Origin of the sequence: Hydrotalea lipotrueae, from assembly GCF_019249625.1 — a bacterium.
Classification (GTDB): Bacteria; Bacteroidota; Bacteroidia; order Chitinophagales; family Chitinophagaceae; genus Hydrotalea; species Hydrotalea flava.
This window is the reverse complement of the sequence record NZ_JAESDL010000021.1, coordinates 24,687-43,055: the sequence shown is the minus strand read 5'-3', so window position 1 is coordinate 43,055 and position 18,369 is coordinate 24,687. Positions and strand designations below refer to the sequence as shown.

14 protein-coding genes and 1 riboswitch are annotated in these 18,369 nt (G+C 35.8%); of the genes, 5 read left to right on the top strand and 9 right to left on the bottom strand.

Going from position 1 to position 18,369, the window contains the following annotated elements; translation table 11 throughout:
* Positions 1-17 precede the first annotated feature (17 nt).
* A complete protein-coding gene (locus JK139_RS12040) occupies positions 18-404 on the bottom strand; it encodes a hypothetical protein (RefSeq protein ID WP_074419149.1) in 387 nt (128 codons plus the stop codon).
* A 157-nt stretch (positions 405-561) separates the two neighbouring features.
* The gene (gene uvrA / locus JK139_RS12035; protein WP_074419157.1) at positions 562-3,480 is read right to left on the bottom strand and encodes an excinuclease ABC subunit UvrA; all 2,919 of its coding nucleotides are present in this window, start codon (positions 3,478-3,480) and stop codon (positions 562-564) included.
* Positions 3,481-3,636: 156 nt separating this feature from the next.
* A riboswitch (SAM riboswitch) is annotated at positions 3,637-3,744 on the top strand.
* Between the two features lie 134 nt (positions 3,745-3,878).
* On the opposite strand from uvrA, the gene JK139_RS12030 reads away from it, so the two are divergent.
* The gene (locus tag JK139_RS12030) at positions 3,879-5,135 is read left to right on the top strand and encodes a homoserine dehydrogenase (RefSeq protein WP_081298641.1); all 1,257 of its coding nucleotides are present in this window, start codon (positions 3,879-3,881) and stop codon (positions 5,133-5,135) included.
* 71 nt (positions 5,136-5,206) lie between these two features.
* Here the strand turns inward: JK139_RS12030 and JK139_RS12025 are convergent, their stop codons facing one another.
* Entirely contained in the window at positions 5,207-6,034 is an 828-nt protein-coding gene (locus JK139_RS12025) for a hypothetical protein (protein WP_074419147.1), read from the bottom strand.
* A 1-nt stretch (position 6,035) separates the two neighbouring features.
* Positions 6,036-6,455 (bottom strand): hypothetical protein, encoded by a 420-nt coding sequence (locus tag JK139_RS12020; protein WP_074419146.1) that lies wholly within the window; start codon positions 6,453-6,455, stop codon positions 6,036-6,038.
* 321 nt (positions 6,456-6,776) lie between these two features.
* Between JK139_RS12020 and JK139_RS12015 the strand changes: the two genes are divergently transcribed.
* Positions 6,777-7,520 (top strand): hypothetical protein, encoded by a 744-nt coding sequence (locus JK139_RS12015; protein WP_074419145.1) that lies wholly within the window; start codon positions 6,777-6,779, stop codon positions 7,518-7,520.
* A 149-nt stretch (positions 7,521-7,669) separates the two neighbouring features.
* Positions 7,670-8,494, top strand: coding sequence for a hypothetical protein (locus JK139_RS12010; RefSeq protein ID WP_081298640.1), 825 nt, complete (start codon positions 7,670-7,672; stop codon positions 8,492-8,494).
* A 100-nt stretch (positions 8,495-8,594) separates the two neighbouring features.
* On the opposite strand, the gene JK139_RS12005 is transcribed toward JK139_RS12010, so the two are convergent.
* The 4 genes from JK139_RS12005 to JK139_RS11990 form a co-directional block, all read right to left on the bottom strand.
* On the bottom strand, positions 8,595-10,673 hold the full coding sequence (locus tag JK139_RS12005) for a T9SS type B sorting domain-containing protein (protein WP_179853192.1): 2,079 nt from the start codon (positions 10,671-10,673) through the stop codon (positions 8,595-8,597).
* 666 nt (positions 10,674-11,339) lie between these two features.
* On the bottom strand, positions 11,340-12,338 hold the full coding sequence (locus tag JK139_RS12000) for a PorP/SprF family type IX secretion system membrane protein (protein WP_179853191.1): 999 nt from the start codon (positions 12,336-12,338) through the stop codon (positions 11,340-11,342).
* 596 nt (positions 12,339-12,934) lie between these two features.
* Complete coding sequence (locus JK139_RS11995) at positions 12,935-13,351, bottom strand: DUF4293 family protein (RefSeq protein WP_068242746.1); 417 nt, start codon at positions 13,349-13,351, stop codon at positions 12,935-12,937.
* A gap of 43 nt (positions 13,352-13,394) precedes the next feature.
* Entirely contained in the window at positions 13,395-14,675 is a 1,281-nt protein-coding gene (locus JK139_RS11990) for a serine hydroxymethyltransferase (protein ID WP_007743935.1), read from the bottom strand.
* A gap of 304 nt (positions 14,676-14,979) precedes the next feature.
* Between JK139_RS11990 and JK139_RS11985 the strand changes: the two genes are divergently transcribed.
* Positions 14,980-15,972 carry a sugar phosphate nucleotidyltransferase gene (locus tag JK139_RS11985; RefSeq protein WP_074419141.1) on the top strand — a complete coding sequence of 331 codons (993 nt, stop codon included), beginning with the start codon at positions 14,980-14,982 and terminating at the stop codon, positions 15,970-15,972.
* A gap of 57 nt (positions 15,973-16,029) precedes the next feature.
* The gene (locus tag JK139_RS11980) at positions 16,030-16,989 is read left to right on the top strand and encodes an NAD(P)H-dependent flavin oxidoreductase (RefSeq protein WP_074419140.1); all 960 of its coding nucleotides are present in this window, start codon (positions 16,030-16,032) and stop codon (positions 16,987-16,989) included.
* Positions 16,990-17,036: 47 nt separating this feature from the next.
* On the opposite strand, the gene JK139_RS11975 is transcribed toward JK139_RS11980, so the two are convergent.
* The gene (locus JK139_RS11975) at positions 17,037-18,368 is read right to left on the bottom strand and encodes an ABC transporter permease (protein ID WP_074419139.1); all 1,332 of its coding nucleotides are present in this window, start codon (positions 18,366-18,368) and stop codon (positions 17,037-17,039) included.
* Between the last annotated feature and the right edge of the window lies 1 nt (position 18,369).

The window sequence follows — 18,369 nt, the reverse complement described above, 5'->3', positions numbered from 1 at the left end:
TAAAAGAAATGATTGGTTTACATACCTACGGGTGGCCCTCTCAGCGCCAGAGTATGCTGAAAGTAAGATACAAAAGATTCCCTATATTTGCAATAGGGAATGCAAATAAATAATAGCGGAATAATGGCTAATACAAAGAAAGTAGAAGCTGCTACAGTTTCGGGCTGATAACGTTTGTTTAAACGAATATTATCTCCCCGTTGAGAACTATTGTGCGTGTAAACTGCTTTTTTAAAATATTGATGCGGCTGATAAGTTTCATGTAAATGAAGCTGTGTATAAATAATTTGATCTTCAGGTACTGCATCAAAATTAAATAGCAACTGTACCCCAAAAAAAAGTATGTACAGGATAAAAAAAAGTAACTTAACAATTAAATTATATGCTTTGTAAAAGCGATGCATGGGTTACTGCTATTTTTACTGCAAAGCTAAACAGGAACAATAAAATTTTTTGTTAGAAATGCAAAGAATAGATTAGAAGTGGATTAGAATTTTTAAATTGCAGCATATTGCATCTGATTATAGATGAAAACACAGCCAATACAAACAGTTGTAAGTATTATCCGCCTACTCTTTTATTTGTTTTCTTTGAAGTAGTTTGAATAAATTGTTTTAATTCTAATGCCAGAAAATGTCCCGTATGGCTGTCTTTTACAGTACACAAACCCTCTGGCGTTCCTTCAAATAATACTTTTCCGCCACCTGCACCACCTTCCGGACCTAAATCAATAACATGATCTGCTTGTTTAATTACATCCAGATTATGTTCAATCACCAATACAGTATTACCCCGGTTCACTAATTTTTGTAATACATCCATTAACAACATAATATCTTGAAGATGGAGACCGGTAGTAGGTTCATCTAAAATATAAAAGGTTTTACCGGTATCTTTTTTTCCTAACTCGGTTGCTAATTTTACCCGTTGTGCCTCACCCCCACTCAATGTTACAGCACTTTGCCCTAAAGTAATATAACCCAGCCCTACTTCTTGTAGTATTTTTATTTTACGATAAATCCAGGGAACAGGTTGAAAAAAATCACAGGCCTCATCTACCGACATATCCAACACATCGCTAATAGATTTGCCTTTATATCTTATTTCAAGTGTTTCGCGGTTGTACCGCTTGCCATTGCATTTTTCGCAGGGCACATATACATCAGGTAAAAAATTCATTTCAATTACACGCATCCCGCCGCCCTCACATACCTCACAACGGCCTGTTTTTACATTAAAAGAAAATCGTCCGGCATTATAGCCGCGTATTTTTGCCTCCGGTACCGATGCAAACAAGGTACGTATATCTGTAAAAAATCCACAATAAGTAGCAGGGTTACTGCGTGGTGTGCGACCAATGGGCGATTGGTCAATTTCAATTACCTTGTCTATATATTCCAACCCTTTAATGGCTTTGAAGGGCATGGGTTTTATGCGCGACTGGTAAGCATGTGCCGCCAATAGCGGATAAAGCGTTTCATTAATCAGGCTAGATTTACCACTACCACTAACACCGGTAACCAATATTAAAGTACCTAAAGGAAAATGTACCGAAACATTCTTTAAATTATTACCCGATGCACCTTTCAATTCAATCAATTGGCCAGTCCCTTTTCGTCTTGCCGCCGGTATAGGAATATGAATGCTTCCATTTAAATAACCGGCTGTGGGTGTTTGTAACTGCATTACTTCTGCAGGTGTGCCTGCAGCAACCACACTACCACCCATTTTACCGGCACGCGGTCCAATATCTATTAAATAGTCGGCAGCCAGCATAATGTCTTTATCATGTTCCACTACCAGCACACTATTACCTATATCTCTTAAATTTTGCAAAGCCTGTATGAGTCTGTGATTATCCCGCTGATGTAATCCGATAGATGGTTCATCTAAAATATAGGTAATACCCTGCAGTTGTGAACCGATTTGTGTAGCAAGCCGTATCCGTTGGCTTTCTCCTCCACTCAATGATCGGGATGGTCGGTTTAAATGCAAATAAGTTAAGCCTACGTTGGTTAAAAACCCTAAACGATCATTAATTTCTTTTAAAACATCTTTGGCAATAACGCTTTGCTTTTCGCTTAATTTTTTGGGTAGTTGCTGAAACCATTGGGTTAATAAATCCAAACTCATATCACCCAATTCTGCAATATTTTTACCATCAATTTTAAACCATAAACTTTCTTTTTTTAAACGGGCACCATTGCAGGAGGGGCAGGTTTTCAGCTCCATAAATTGCTCCACCCATTCTCTGGTAGTTTCAGTACTACCAGAAGAAGTAAACCATCTCTTCAACATAGGAATTATACCTTCAAAAGATCCGGTATATCCCTGGCTTGCTATGAATGCATCGTCTGAGGCATTCAATAAAGTATCGGCATCGTCCGGCAATTCGGTACCGTATAACAATAAATTCAGTTCAGTGTTACTGAGGGTGGCAATAGGTTTATCAATATTGATTTTATGTTTTTTTGCAAATGCAGCCATTTGCTGAAACAATTGGGTGTTTCGCTCCTGACCCAGGGGGGCAATTCCACCATTTTTCACTGAAACATTTTTATCAGGAATAATTTGCGTTAAACTAACTGAATAAATGGAACCCAGGCCCTTACATACCGGGCAGGCACCATAAGGCGAATTAAAAGAAAATGCATTGGGCGATGGCTCTTCATAGCTAATACCGGTATCCATACACATAAGCCTGCTGCTGTATTGCACTAATTTATTGGTATCATTTATCAATAAAAACATCAGATCTTTACCCATTTTTAAAGCCTGCTCCACACTTTTTGTAATACGCAAGTGCATATCCGTTGAAACCGGCATACGGTCAATTACCACTTCAATATCATGCACTTTATACCGGTCAACCTGCAGTTTAGCCGTTAAATCTTTTATCTCACCATCAATTCGTACCTTTAAAAAACCTTTTTTTCTTATTTCTTCAAATAATTCGCGATAGTGCCCCTTGCGGCCTCTTACCAATGGCGCAAGAATAGAAATTTTTTGATTGGGAAATGAAGTATAAATATGATCAATGATTTCTTTTTCAGAGAATTTTACCATCTTTTTCCCGGTTTCATAACTGTAGGCATCTGCTACACGTGCATACAACAAACGTAGAAAATCATACACCTCAGTTACCGTACCTACTGTTGAGCGCGGATTTTTATTAGTAGTTTTTTGTTCTATAGAAATAACGGGCGATAAACCGGTAATTTTATCAACTTCAGGCCGCTCCATATCGCCAATAAACTGGCGGGCATAGGCGCTAAAACTCTCCATGTAACGGCGTTGGCCTTCATTATAAATGGTATCAAAAGCCAGGGATGATTTACCACTGCCACTTACACCGGTAATAACTACCAATTTATTTTTAGGAATAGAAACATCTATATTTTTTAAATTATGTTCCCTTGCACCCATTATTTCAATAGCATCGGTAACACCGGCACCATCTGTCACTATCTTATTCTTCATTTTTTTTGCCATAAAATTGTATCAAAGATAGGAACAAGCCTTTGAAGGAATTGTTGACACGTTTTGCAACAGCATAGAAAGCTAATTCCACCCGATTAAAAAAATATTTGGAGATTTGAAACCACTTATTGTACTTTTGCGCCAGTTCTTTTTTATCACTTATCAAGAAAGGCAGAGGGAATTGGCCCAATGAAGCCTTGGCAACCCATGTTTTTATAACATGAAGGTGCCAACTCCATCCCATACCAATGGGAAAGATAAGTCAGTCAATTTTTATTTACATCCCCCTAATATATAGATGTATTATATAAAGCCTGCCTGATTTATCAATGGCGGGCTTTTTTGTTACCGGTTCTTTTGTCCAGATGATTTTTAATTAATTATAACTAGAATTTATTATGCAACATCAATCATTACACATTGGTTTATTTGGCTTTGGGGTAGTAGGAGAAGGTTTATACAAAGTATTGCAGCAAACCCCCTCATTAAAGGCCGAGTTAACAAAAGTGTGTATTAAACACCTGCAGAAAAAAAGAAATGCGCCCGACCAGTTATTTACAACCGATAAAAACAGTTTATTATTTGATGAACACATCAACGTAATTGTAGAAGTAACCGATGATGCTGAAGCCGCATTTGAAATTGTTGCTACTGCATTGCGCAATGGAAAGGCAGTGGTAAGTGCCAATAAAAAAATGCTGGCAGAACATTTACCTGAGCTGCTGCAGATACAATTGGAAACCGGTTGCTCCTTATTGTATGAGAGTGCTGCCTGTGCATCGATACCTGTAATCAGAAATCTAGAGGAATACTACGATAATGATTTGTTGCATGCCATTAAAGCTATAGTCAACGGATCTACCAATTTTATTTTAACCAAAATGTTTGAAGATCAACTGAGTTTTTCGGAAGCACTTTTACTGGCGCAACAATCGGGTTTTGCAGAAAGCAATCCTGTGTTGGATGTGGAAGGATATGATGCGGTAAACAAATGGTCGCTTTTATTAAATCATGCTTACGGAATTGTAGAGCATCCTAAAAATATTCTGTTTACAGGCATTCAAAGCATACAAACTGCAGATGCACAGGTAGCCCAGGAAAAAAAATATGAAATAAAATTAGTAGCACAAGCCAAGAAATTAAAAGATGGTAACGTATCCGCATTTGTGTTACCTCAATTTACAAAAACAGACGAACCTCTTTCATTTGTTAAAAATGAATACAATGGTGTAGTCATTGAAAGCGGCTTTGCCGACAAACAGTTTTTTTATGGAAAAGGAGCAGGCAGCTTCCCAACAGCATCGGCTGTTTTGAGCGATATTGCCGCTCTGCGCTACCAGTACAAATATGAATATAAGAAACTATACCACCACCAGCCGCATACCCTTACGCATGATTTTTACCTGAAAGTATACCTTAGTTTTACCGATTGGCACTTTATTCAAAAAGATGATTTTGAGTGGATAGAAGAATGGCATGCCGGCGAAGAAAGAAAATATTTGATTGGCGTTATTCATGCCAGTCATTTATATGGCCAAACATGGTGGAAGGAAAATGAAACCTCTTTGATTGTAATGCCCGAACCCATTATTGAAAATGTAGAAATTGTAAAATTGAAAAAAAGAAGTTTAGAACTGGCAGGTGTAAACTTATAGATAAAATCAAACATTATTCTACACTTAAAAGAGGGGAAAGTTTTAAGTACTTTCCCCTCTTAATTTACTTATTATTCTAAAATTTGTTTTACCAAATTTTGTGATGACTCTTTCACAAACCGGGTAATTATTTCACGGGTAATTAATCTTTGTGCAGTAATTTTTACATCTCCCTGTTGAACATAAGGCTCACTGCAATCATCACCCAAACAACTCACCAAATAATCGCAGGGTGCATTATTACAGGGTGAATAGTTATAGGTAAAAGAACCAATATAATCGTTATCTTTTACCCTGATTAACTTAAACTCAAGTTTTAACCCATATAAATAAATGGTATGGGCACAGTTGTGTATGTTGGTATTGATAACACCATGCCGGCCTTTGGTATGGTAACTGAATGCATTAAAGGCATAAGGCACATACTGAATATTGCTTAATTCCAGTATCAAATCCGTTTCTGTTAATTCCTTTATTTTAGAATAATCACTCACACTTTTGTCGCCCAGCACTTTATCAAACAATGCCCTGTCGCGAACCGTAAAGCCCCCTTTTAGCAACTCCTTTTCAATAGTATTATATACATTTAAATCATACAAATTGTTATTCGGATCAAAGATTCCGGAAGAGCTAATGTTATTGGCATTTGTATTTTTATCCTGTTCCAGAATCTGCTGGTTGGCATGTGGAACCCTTAATACAATACTCGGACTAACACTATTTTTAATAAAGCCCACTTTGGCGGCATTTTTTACTACTTCATCCCTATCAGCTTTGTAACTAAAAATACCGTCAAAAACAACCGGGGAAGGTGCTTTCGGAGGGGTGCTGGCTATAGCCATACACAAAAATAGAGCAATGACCAGCATTGGTGCAATAAGCGAGGTAAACCTTTTCATGTTATTGTTTTTTTAGCAAGGTTGAAAAAAGCAGAAAGGCCAAAATAATGAGCAGGTAAGTCAGTATATCCAACCAATCAAACGTACCGCCAATAATGCCAAAGTATTGTAATATTTCCGTTAAAAATGGTACTACTAATATAGTTATTATTCCGGCTTTCTTCAAATAATTTAATTCTTTTAATAGCAAGGTTAGGAGGCATAGGGCAAGACACCACAACCCGTCTGCAAAGTAACCAAGCAAAAAATTCCTGATAAAAGTGGAATGAATCACAAAAACAGGATGAATGGAAAGATGCAACACATGAAACAGAAAAATATTGGGCTGCAGTAAAAAATAATTCAGAAAACCTGTAAACAAACAGATGGCGATGCAGATAATTAATACTTTATGATGGGTTGAAAAATGAAAATGAAACATTTTTTCGCTTTAATTTTTAATTCTTTCATCGAAATATGTGAAAAAAAGTACTAAAAAAACTTTTAAATTAATCTTACTGAATTTACTCTAAATACAATTTTAAATTTTAAAAATCAACACCTAAGCCATCTAATTTATAATAAAATCAGGCTCTATGCCACTATTTATTTGCATTTCCATCTAAATTTCCAAATTATTCGTATTTATCACCTGACCGGTTTGGCTGAGGAAACAGCAATATAAAAATTATTTCTGGCATAAAAATTGTCTTTGGAATAAATATTCATTCAATTCTATTTTCAAACTTTAAAAATTACAATTATGAAAACAATGATTCAATCAACCATTTTCATGACTGCCCTGTTTTTTTGTATCAGAACAGATGCACAAATTATTAATGTAGGAGGAACTATAAGAAGCACTACTGCTGCAACTGTTAATGCCGAAAGAGTAACAACTGCTGCTTCAAGAGCCGTTATCAATACTTCTAATGCAGTCAATACAGAAAGTAAAGCTGCAACAAAAGAATCAAAAAGTGCAGCCAGACGTACTTCAAAACAACTGAAAGCAGAATCAAGCAATAATGTTTCAGGAAGTACAAATTCAAATAGCTATTTGAATACTGAACATCAAGGCAGCAATACCAATATGAATGCTTCAATAGAAAGTAACACCGGGGTATCAGGGAATAGCGAATTACACAAAAATATGGCAGGCAGTGCAAATACAATCAAAAGCGATGCTACAAAAGAAGCTACCAATATTAAGGGCATTATAGAGTCTTCAGCACATGCCAATGCAAGTGCTCAAACAAATGCAAATGAAAATGCTGCCTTTAAGAGTGGTTCTGATAAAGGTTCTCTACAAAATAATTTAAATGCAGACAATTCTGCTCATGTTAATGCAGATCTTAATACTAAACCAGCAAAAAAGTATGTGAAATCTAAAGAAAACGAGGCTAATCAGACTATTCAAAAGGTAGGAGATAAATCTTCCCAAGAAAAGAAAGAAGCAAAAATTAAAGTTGCTGCTAAAGCCAACTCAGAAACTTCCATCCATAATTAAATTAATTTCAAAGAAAAGAGGCTACTTAAAAAAATGAATAGCCTCTTTTCCTTAATATAATGCGCATACAAATTTTTAGGTTTTCAACGGTTTTCAGGCAATCTGTTCTATAAAAGTGTTTTATTTTATTAATTTTAATAAATATTTATATGATTAATAAAATTGCAATAACAATGTTGGGTACTTTCAGCTTTATTTTATCAATTGTGCAACTTTATGCACAGAATGATACCACACGTTCTAATGAATTCTCTTTCGGAATAAATGGTGTTTCCAGATTCCAATATTTTGGAAGAACAGATAGTTTACAGAGCAGCGGTATGGTACCTTATATAGGTTATCAACTCAAATGTGGCTTATATGCACAGGGAAGCTTTATATTTTTAGAAAATTCTACCACCAGTTTAAACTATACAGGAGCATTGGGAGAAATTGGTTATAGATTCCAATCTACCAAAAATTTTAGTGGCAATATTTTTTTTACTAAATTATTCTACAATGAAAATAGCACTTTAGTACAATCGGCTTTACAATACCAGAGTGGATTAAACGCGGCTTATACAAACAAGATAATTAATTTTAATTTCGGTGCAGATTTAAAATTTAGTAACAAAACTGATATTGGAATTTCTCCAGGTTTAGACCATATATTTATTCTAAAAATAAGAAATAAAATTCCAATGGCACTTGCAATTGATCCAACAGCCTATGCATATTTTGGTACTCAAAATTTTTCAAGAACTTATCTTGAAAAAAGTTCAATATTATTTATCCCCATTTCTCAACAAACTGTTACAGATAATAGTGTAAAATTTAATTTACTTTCATATGAATTTTCAGTGCCGATTGTTTTTGTAGCAGGAAAATTTAATATTAATATTACTCCCTCCTATACCATACCCATGAATCTTATTCCGGGGGAATATGGTAAAAATTTGTTTTACATTACCTTTGGATTGGGTGTTAGAATTTAATAAGCGTTCGGCAGGCTGTAAATTATGTTTTAAACTACACAAATACGGAACCACTATGAGATGTTCTTAAAATCAATAAAATTTAAAACCAATAGATTTTTTATCGTAATAAAGTAGTGCTTCCTTCCCTGTAAATTCTTTGGCCTTTTTCATTAGAAGCTTCGGCTACCCAAACATAGGTATCAAGAGGCTGTAAAGTACCATTTACGGTGCCATCCCATCCATTGCCTTCATCGGCTGTTTGAAACAATAGCCTGCCTTTACGATCGTATACTCTAAAGAAATTCAAACGGTTGTAGCCAATTAAATTCACCAACAATCTATCATTTTGCCCATCGCCATTGGGTGAAAATACATTGGCCACATAAATGCCGGCATTGGCTGTGGCATTTACTGCTACTGTATCAGTAACAGTACAACCGGATGCGGCAGTTACCATAACGGTATATTGCTGACGGCCGGCAGTTACATTCAATAACGGATTAGCAGTATTGGCATTTACAAAAGCTGTAGCAGGTTGCCATTGGTACTGAACCCCTACTCTGCCGGTCTGTAAACGGATGGCAGTTTGTTCTGTTTCTATAACAGGCAATAGCTTTCCTGCATCCGGGCGTTCAATTTGAATGGTTTTAATAGCTTCAGTTGTTAATGCTATACAAACCTGAGAAGTAATTTTTAGTTGCACTTTCACTTCACCGGCTACGTTATAAGTAAATGCAGGACTGGCTTCATAACTGATATTCCCCCTATTATCTGTCCACTCAAAGTTTACAGGACCACTATTACTTACCTCTGATAAGTTTTGAAAATGTACCGGTAAATTGGTACAATAAGTTGTAAAGTTAAAAGCAGCTTTAGGTTTTGCAATGCCGGCAATGGTTACCTGCACAATAGCAGGATTACTACAACCATTAGAATCGGTTAATTGTACACCATAATTACCGGCAGTATTTACCTGTAGTATGTTTGATTTTTCTTGCAAAGGTTGTTGATTTTTAAACCATTGATAGGATTCAGCTTGTGGTGCCATTAATTGTAGCTGACTACCTTCACACAGCAAAGTTCCCTTAGGAGATATTACTTTGTTTACCGGAATATCATGCACCTGTATTTTAGCTGTGGTAGTACCGGTACAACCACTACTGTCTTTTACTGTATAGAAGACTTGAAGTATACCCGGATAATTGGCTACTAATGTACCATCAGTATTTATATTAGCAAGCAAATTATTGCTAACAGCGTCTGAAAAGGTTGGATTATTTATGCCCCAAACGCCATTAGATGGAGTGCCTTTCAACGCAATTTTTTCACCTTTACAGATACTACTTTTCGCATCAATAGTAACTTTTCCTTTCATGCCTATTACTTCTAATACAATGGGCACTTGCATGAATAATCCATCTTTATTGCTGATGGTTAATTGCAACTGTACCATCCCTACATATGCAGGAATAGCGGTAAAATGAAGCAGTTTGTTACTATTTTTTTCAATTATTTGAATAGCATTATCGGGTAAAAAAGTTTGATTTGAAGAAGTTACGCTGCAAACAATATCTGCTAATTCATTTGCATCTCCGGTAATGGGAATGGGAATATCAGAGATAGCATCCCCCAAACAAATTTTTTGTGAAAGGATGGGTTGTACCCTGATAGCGGCATGGCTCTCGGCATATTCTAAAGCCTCATCGAATACCATTATAATTAAAGAACCATCCATTAATCCGTTGTGTTCTATTGTAACATTGGTAAAAGGTTCTGATGCATGCACTTGTATACGTGCACCCGCATTTATTCCTTTACAAATTAATTGATTACCGGCAATCGTCCATTTATCAGCACAACCGGAAAGTATGCTAATTTGAACGTTCCCTCTGTTTACTGAAAAAGTAAAGGTTTCAGTAGTATCAGCAGCATTGATATTGTACACCATATCATTTACCCCTTGTGAAAATGTATTGGTAAAAGAAGCAGGCCCATAAGCACCCAGCCATATACTGCCCGGTTTGATTGCCACACCACAACTGCTCCAGGCAGCACCATAATCAACAAAAGAACCGGAACCAAAAGATGTAACTGTAATGTTGTTATAGGTAAAAGGAAAATCAGCAAACCCTTTTTCAAACTGAAAAGACTGTGCGCCTGCACTAAAAAAAACCACCATTCCCATGAAGCTCATCATATACTTCAACAGGAATGGTAGTCTTTGAAAAATTATATGGTTTTTCACGGTTTTCATGGAAATCAGACAGGGAACATCGTTCACTCTAATGAAAGTAGTTATGCATATTCAAAGACATTGTAACAAAGGGAAGTAAAGAAAAGTCGTATCTTTTGATAATATTGTGTAGTAATAATAATAGTGGAATGCAGTAAAAATTTTGGCTTCTATTATTTATTATTTCAAATTAGTTAATGGATTTTATTTGAAAGAAATTGAATTCAATCAAAAAAATGGCGTATCCATGCTTTTTTTCAAAAGAATAATAAAAGCAATACAGGTTTTGTAGTAATATTCAAATTTGGCTTCATTGAATTAACCTCACCTTGACAATCTATTACAGGCAGTAGCATCAAAGATGCTATGTTACATATGATTAGCAATCATACACAGGAGCACAAAAAAATAAAACTTAATTTATATACTATATTTTTATTTATTATTCGGAGATGAATAAAAATGACAGAAATAATAAAATTACAATCTGATCACTTTCATTAGTACCAACAAAATGCCGGTAAATACATGATGCATACCGGCATTTGTTTTGGTTTCAAGCGGTTTATAATTATGTTATACTCCCCTGTAATTTGTTTAGTTGCATATATTTGTTATTAGCAGCATTGTTTAATACTGTATAATCTTCTTAACGGGCCTTGGTTGGTGTTTGGCAGAAAAGAACTGCCAGGCAAAACTCAACTCCATACTCTGTACACTGTTGGATGCTGTTTTTACGCCTGAAGTAACCACGTCATACGTTAAACCCGCTATCCATCTTTCTGATTCTAATCCAATGTATGGATACACTGCATCGCCAAACCGATCCCATAATCCCACATTAAAACTCCTTAATGTTTTGTCCTTCACGCTAATTTTATAAACAGCTCCTAAGGAATGAATGCTGTTCTGACCCTGCATCTCCGATATTTCACTAAACAACAACTGGTTGTGGTTCGCTAAATTAAAATACACGCTTCCCTGTATACTATACCTTGCTTCAACAGTATAGGTTGAGTTTAAATACACGCCATCTTTGGGTTTGGATGCATGAAATACTGCTGCACCTACATTAAAACCCCACTTCGTATCTGTATAATTGTAGTTTAAACCGGCATTCACTTCTAAGTAATGGTTGCTTTGTATGGTTACCGGATCGTTAGAAGGAACACTTCTTTGAAAACCCATGCTACCAAACTGCGACTGAAACTCAAACTTACTGGGGTCAACCAATCGGCCTGCATAATTGGCGGTTAAACCGGCACCTAAATGATGATGGCCTGCTCCATCCAATGTTATATTATAAGCTGCACCCAAACTTAGATAAGTATCTTTCAATAAACCGTTATTCGACTCATCACTGAATACCATCATGCCAATACCTAACTGATTATCGCCGGTGCTATTCGTGGCTACCCGTTTTTCAATGGAAGCAGTATAGGTATTATAAGGTGCTACGGTTCCTCCCCACCATTGGCGCCGTAATGTGCTGGTTAAACGCCAATCTTCCACATCTTTTCCCATTAGGGATGGATTAATAGTCATGGGTGAAGTAAAGTATTGCGAAAAATGCGGATCTTGTGCATTGGCACTGTTAACGGCTCCAGCTAATATTAGTATAATCCACATTATGAAATTGTAAATACATCTATTAGGCATATTGCAGGATTAAGATATTGAATTAAGATGGCGAATTAATAACCTCATTTAATTCATGATTTAATTATTTTATATTAAATAAAATTCAATCACTAAAACTTTATTTAAATTTTCTCTGACAATTCATTTGTATTGTCAAAATAGTATTCAAATTTTTAATTAATTAAAAATAGTTAATAATAAAGCAAATAACACTAATAAGCGAACTCGGATTTATTCCATTTTATCAATTGCAGGTAAAAAATAACTAAACAAAATTAGTAATACATTAATGGAAAGATTTTAAAAGGAATTTAGTCTGATTTAAAAGAAAAACAAAATAAATTTAATATAAATATATAAATTATTGATAAATAATAATTTAAAGTTAAATTGAAGAATTTGTAGTAGTATTCTTACAATTGTTTTTAAATTAATACTATAAAATTTTAAACAGTATTGAAACTGAAATGTAACAAATTTATCAATCAAATATTTTTATTTGCAAATATAAAAAGGTTCTTTATCACCAATCCACCTTTAAATAGTCAACTAATTAGGAAATTAAATAAGTATTCTACTAACGTTTATCTCAATCTGTCTACACTTTTCACCAATTGTTCATCCTTATACATGCCACGCATGGCCAATATTAACCAAGCAGGCATAGCGATATAAACCAGTACCGAAATTTCATAAGCGCCTTGCACAAATTGTTTGGTTTGAAGGTAGAGCAGAAATAGCTGTAAAAGTGATACCAGAAACAATAGTAGCGTTAACCACAATTGTTGCTTACGGTTTTTGTATAGAAAAATAAATACCAAGGCTATTATTCCAATTGCTACCGTAATAATATTCAACAATATGGTTGTATTGCCGGTAACTGATTGATAACTGCCGGCCTGGTCAGCAATTTTATTTCCACTGTAAAATGGCAGTTTTAAAGTGGCAAAAGCACAAACAGCGGTTAACAGTAACCAAAAAGATTGAATACGTTGTATCATAAAACAGTAATTGATTCATTCAGAAATGATTATATAAACTCCTTTAACCCAATTCAGGATATAATGGGAACTGCAGCATCCAATCATTCACCTGTTTTTTCACCTTTTCAACAGTGGATGTATCATCAGCATTCATTAATACCGTATCGATGGCATTTACCACAAATTGCATGTGCTCTTCCTTGCACCCTCTGGTTGTAATAGCAGGCACGCCAAAACGAATACCGGAAGTTACAAAAGCACTTTTATCATCATAGGGTACCATATTTTTATTGGCTGTAATATCAGCCCGGCCCAGTACCTGTTCTGCTTTTTTTCCGCTGATATTTTTATTACGCAAGTCAATGAGCATTAGATGATTATCGGTTCCGCCACTTATAATCTTGTATTCTTTGTCCACAAAAGCCTTTGCCATGGCTTGTGCATTCAATTGTACTTGTTTGGCATATTGTGTAAATTCGTCTGAAAGTATTTCACCAAAAGCCACTGCTTTGGCTGCAATAACATGTTCCAACGGACCGCCTTGTGTGCCTGGAAATACCGCCATATCAATTAAATGGCTCATCATTCTAATATTTCCTTTCATATCTTTTAATCCAAACGGATTCTCAAAATCTTTTCCCATCATAATCACACCACCTCTCGGACCTCTTAAAGTTTTGTGGGTTGTTGATGTTACAAAATGGCAATGCTCAAATGGGTTTCCTAACAAACCTTTGGCAATTAATCCTGCCGGATGTGCAATATCTGCCATTACAAAAGCACCTACTTCATCGGCCACTTTTCTAATACGGGCATAATCAATATCTCTGCTATAGGCACTGGCACCACAAATAATGAGTTTAGGTTTAACGCTGCGGGCTTTTTCTTCCAGCATGGCATAATCTAATAAGCCTTCTTCTTTGGTAACTCCATAAAAATGAGGTTGGTATAACTTACCGCTAAAATTCACGGCCGCACCATGGGTTAAGTGGCCGCCCATACTTAAATCCAATCCTAAAATAGCATCGCCAGGTTGCAAAACAGCCAGCATTAATGCAGCATTGGCCTGTGCGCCGCTATGTGGTTGTACGTTTGCATACTCAATATTAAATATTTGCTTTAAACGGTCAATAGCCAATTGTTCAGTTTGGTCAACTATTTCACAACCACCATAATACCTTCTGCCTGGGTATCCTTCGGCATATTTATTTGTCATTACCCCACCCATGGCCTGCATTACCTGTAAACTGGTAAAATTTTCTGAAGCAATTAATTCAATGCCTCTGCGCTGTCTTTCTAATTCCTGCTGTATAAGGTTAAAAACCAAGGTATCTCTTTGCATAAATTGGCGTATTTAAAATAAGGGGTAAAATGATGAAACAAATAATATTTCCTGCAAAAATAGTTCTTCATATTTAGCTTGCCATAACTTGTTTATAACACTGTAAAAAAAGATGATTTGCTGATAAAAAAAAGTTTTCCCTATTTTCACACCCCAAAATATTGGTTGGAAAGGTTTGTAAAGATGCAACTACCCTGTAATTCAGCATCCCGCATTCCAAACAAATTTTTACGAAACCAATTCGAATGCATAGTTTTAATGAGCAGAATCGTTTAATCAACGAAACAAAACCGACTCTTTAGTAATGAAAGCAATCATACCTGTTGCTGGTGCTGGTACTAAATTAAGGCCCCACACCTATACACAACCCAAAGCATTAATACCCATTGCAGGTAAAACCATATTAAGTTTTATTGTTGACCAATTACATGAAGCCGGCATCAATGAATTTATTTTTATAGTAGGTTATTTAGGGGAAAAAATTCAAGAATATGTTGCCCAAACCTACCCTCATTTAATCACACACTTTGTTTACCAGAATGAAAGACAGGGAACCGGACATGCCATTGAATTAACTAAAAATATTGTAGGTGATGATGAAGTGTTTGTAACCCTGGGAGATACAATTTGCGAATTTGATGTAAAAGAAGTTTTAAACAGCCCTTATAGCATGTTGGGTGTAAAAAAAGTAGATGATCCCAGACATTTTGGTGTAGCAGCAATTGATGAAAATGGATTTATTGAGCAAGTGGTAGAAAAACCTGCTATCCCTAAAAGCAATATGGCATTGGTGGGTCTTTATAAAATTAAAGAAACCAATTTTTTGTATGAATGTCTGCATCACATTTTTACACAAAACATCCGAACCTTAGGTGAATATAATTTAACTGATGCATTGGAATGTATGATTGCAAGGGGTGCAAAATTTCAATCTTTTAAAGTAAAAAATTGGTTCGATTGTGGTAAAAAAGAAACACTTTTAGAAAGTAATGCCACATTATTAAAAAAATTTGGCGGCAAAACTGATGATACAGCTAAATTAGAAAATACCATTATTATTCCACCGGTTAGTATTGGTGCAGGTTGTACCTTAAAAAATGCCATTGTAGGCCCGCATGTAGCGATTGGTGCCAATACCCATATTCAATTTTCTATTTTGCGTGATAGCATTATTGGCTCTTATACACATTTATTTGAAGTAGTACTCGATAATTCGCTGATTGGAAGCGATGCTTCAGTAAAAGGTTTAAGCCGAAGTTTAAATATTGGCGATAATACTGAAATTGATTTCGGATAACGACAATATGATAATTAATATTTATCCGATATTTTATATAATGAATTAATGTATGCTATGTTTTCGAACAGGATTACAAAGCTTTTCTCCATTGAGTATCCCATCATTCAGGCAGGTATGGTATGGGCCAGTGGGTGGAAATTAGCAGCTGCCGTAAGCAATGCAGGTGGATTAGGAATTATTGGCGCAGGCAGCATGTATCCTGAAGTTTTAAAAGAACATATACAACAATGCAAAAAAGCAACCGGAAAACCTTTTGCAGTGAATTTGCCTTTAATGTATCCGGATATTGACCAGCATATTGCTACCATTATTGAAGCGCAGGTACCCATTGTTTTTACCAGTGCAGGAAATCCAAAAACCTTTACCCCACTTTTAAAAAGTAAAGGCATTACCGTTGTTCATGTGGTAAGCAGCAGTTTGTTTGCACAAAAAGCAGTAGCTGCAGGTGTTGATGCGGTAGTTGCAGAAGGTTTTGAAGCAGGTGGGCACAATGGAAGAGAAGAAACAACCACCTTTGTTTTAATCCCTTTGGTTCGTAGAGCAATCAACATTCCGGTAATTGCTGCAGGAGGCATTGCTACTGGAAGACAAATGCTTGCTGCCATGGTATTGGGCGCCGATGGAGTACAGATTGGAAGTAGGTTTGTATGCACACCTGAAGCCTCCTCACACATCAACTTCAAGCAAAAAATAATAGCAGCAAAAGAGGGTGATACTGTTTTAAGCCTGAAAAAACACGTACCTGTCCGACTATTAAAAAACCCGTTCTACCAACAAATTCATGAAGCAGAAATGAATGGAGCCGATGCTGCCACATTACAGCAACTACTAGGTAAAGGACGTGCTAAAAAAGGTATGTTTGAAGGCGATATGGAAGAAGGTGAATTAGAAATTGGCCAGGTAAGTGCTTTAATTGACGATATAAAACCAGCCGCTGATATTGTCCATGAAATATGGAACGAATTTAATGTTGCATTACAACAGCCACTGGTATTTTCCGATAATATTATATAAAAAACAGGCAGCCCAAAAGCTGCCTGATTCATCATTACAAAATATTTTTAATTCTTGATAAATGCCCATTTCCACATCTCTTTCCATGTAGGTTTTTTACCATACATTAAAATACCCACTCTGTAAATTTTTGCAGCCAGCCAGGTAGTGGCCAAAAAGCCTCCAATCAATAATGCCATGCTCATCAATAATTGCCAAAGTGGAACACCATCAGGCACACCATGTGCAATACGGGCCATCATAACTATGGGCGATGTAAGTGGAAACATGCTGCCAAATACCGCCAATGAACTGTTGGGCTCATTCACTGCTTTTGTCATAATAACCATTGCAAAAATAATGGGCATTGTAATCGGCAATAACAAACTTTGTGCATCCTGCGGATCTTCATTCACGGCACTACCCACAGCCGCAAATAATGAAGCATACAGTAAATAACCACCAAGAAAATAAAATATGAATGTGCCAATAATGAAAGGAAAATTAATGGTACTTAATCCGGCCATTACTTCCTGTAACCCGCCACTATTTTTCATGGAAGCAGCAGCCTGCATAGCACCCGGTTGCATAGGTAGCTCACTTGTCTGTTGACCAATCTGCGGAAAAATAAAAGGAAGTAACATGGTTAATCCGAGAATTAACACAATCCAAATAATAAATTGAACCAGACCTACGGCACCAATACCGGTTATTTTTCCCATCATTAATTTAAATGGTTTAACACTGCTTACAATTACCTCTGCAATGCGATTCATTTTTTCTTCCATTACACCACGCATAACCATTGTTCCATAAATAAACAGAATAATATATATTAAGAACCCACTAAAATAGCCTACTCCATAACTAACGCCGGCTTTGGCATCAGAGTCTTTTTTCCCTTCCAGACTTGTAAACTGTAAAGTATTTGCATTTTGTATGCTATCAATTTGTCTTTTATTCAGGTTCAATGCTATTAACCTTTTTTCTTCCAATAAATCAGAAAATTTTTTTTGAATTTTATCACGTGTCAGCAATCCAATTGATTTATCTGATTTTAATGAGAGGGTATCAAACCCCATAATATTATAATGCTCAGGTACAACAATATAGCCGGTAATCTTTTTTTGTTGTATTTGTTTATCCAAATCGTTTACCGATGCATCTTTCAAGATACTGAACTGCACATCACCACTTTGTTTGGTCGAAATATCATCCATAATATGTGCACGGTCTACAATTGCAATTTGAATATTATCGCTGGTTTTTACAGAGAAATAGATTATCAATGCATAAAAACCAAAAATAAACAACGGCAATAGAATTGTGGTTAATAAAAAAGTTTTCTTTTGCACCCGGCTTAAAAATTCGCGGCGGGCTATTAAAAAAGTTTTATTCATA

Coding starts and splice junctions, on each gene's coding strand:
- JK139_RS11975 (WP_074419139.1), bottom strand. CDS start 18,368: ATGAATAAAACTTTTTTAATAGCCCGCCGCGAATTTTTAAGCCGGGTG.
- JK139_RS12015 (WP_074419145.1), top strand. CDS start 6,777: ATGAAAACAATGATTCAATCAACCATTTTCATGACTGCCCTGTTTTTT.
- JK139_RS11980 (WP_074419140.1), top strand. CDS start 16,030: ATGTTTTCGAACAGGATTACAAAGCTTTTCTCCATTGAGTATCCCATC.
- JK139_RS12005 (WP_179853192.1), bottom strand. CDS start 10,673: ATGATGAGCTTCATGGGAATGGTGGTTTTTTTTAGTGCAGGCGCACAG.
- JK139_RS12000 (WP_179853191.1), bottom strand. CDS start 12,338: ATGTGGATTATACTAATATTAGCTGGAGCCGTTAACAGTGCCAATGCA.
- JK139_RS12030 (WP_081298641.1), top strand. CDS start 3,879: ATGCAACATCAATCATTACACATTGGTTTATTTGGCTTTGGGGTAGTA.
- JK139_RS12010 (WP_081298640.1), top strand. CDS start 7,670: ATGATTAATAAAATTGCAATAACAATGTTGGGTACTTTCAGCTTTATT.
- JK139_RS12040 (WP_074419149.1), bottom strand. CDS start 404: ATGCATCGCTTTTACAAAGCATATAATTTAATTGTTAAGTTACTTTTT.
- uvrA (WP_074419157.1), bottom strand. CDS start 3,480: ATGAAGAATAAGATAGTGACAGATGGTGCCGGTGTTACCGATGCTATT.
- JK139_RS12020 (WP_074419146.1), bottom strand. CDS start 6,455: ATGTTTCATTTTCATTTTTCAACCCATCATAAAGTATTAATTATCTGC.
- JK139_RS11985 (WP_074419141.1), top strand. CDS start 14,980: ATGAAAGCAATCATACCTGTTGCTGGTGCTGGTACTAAATTAAGGCCC.
- JK139_RS11995 (WP_068242746.1), bottom strand. CDS start 13,351: ATGATACAACGTATTCAATCTTTTTGGTTACTGTTAACCGCTGTTTGT.
- JK139_RS12025 (WP_074419147.1), bottom strand. CDS start 6,034: ATGAAAAGGTTTACCTCGCTTATTGCACCAATGCTGGTCATTGCTCTA.
- JK139_RS11990 (WP_007743935.1), bottom strand. CDS start 14,675: ATGCAAAGAGATACCTTGGTTTTTAACCTTATACAGCAGGAATTAGAA.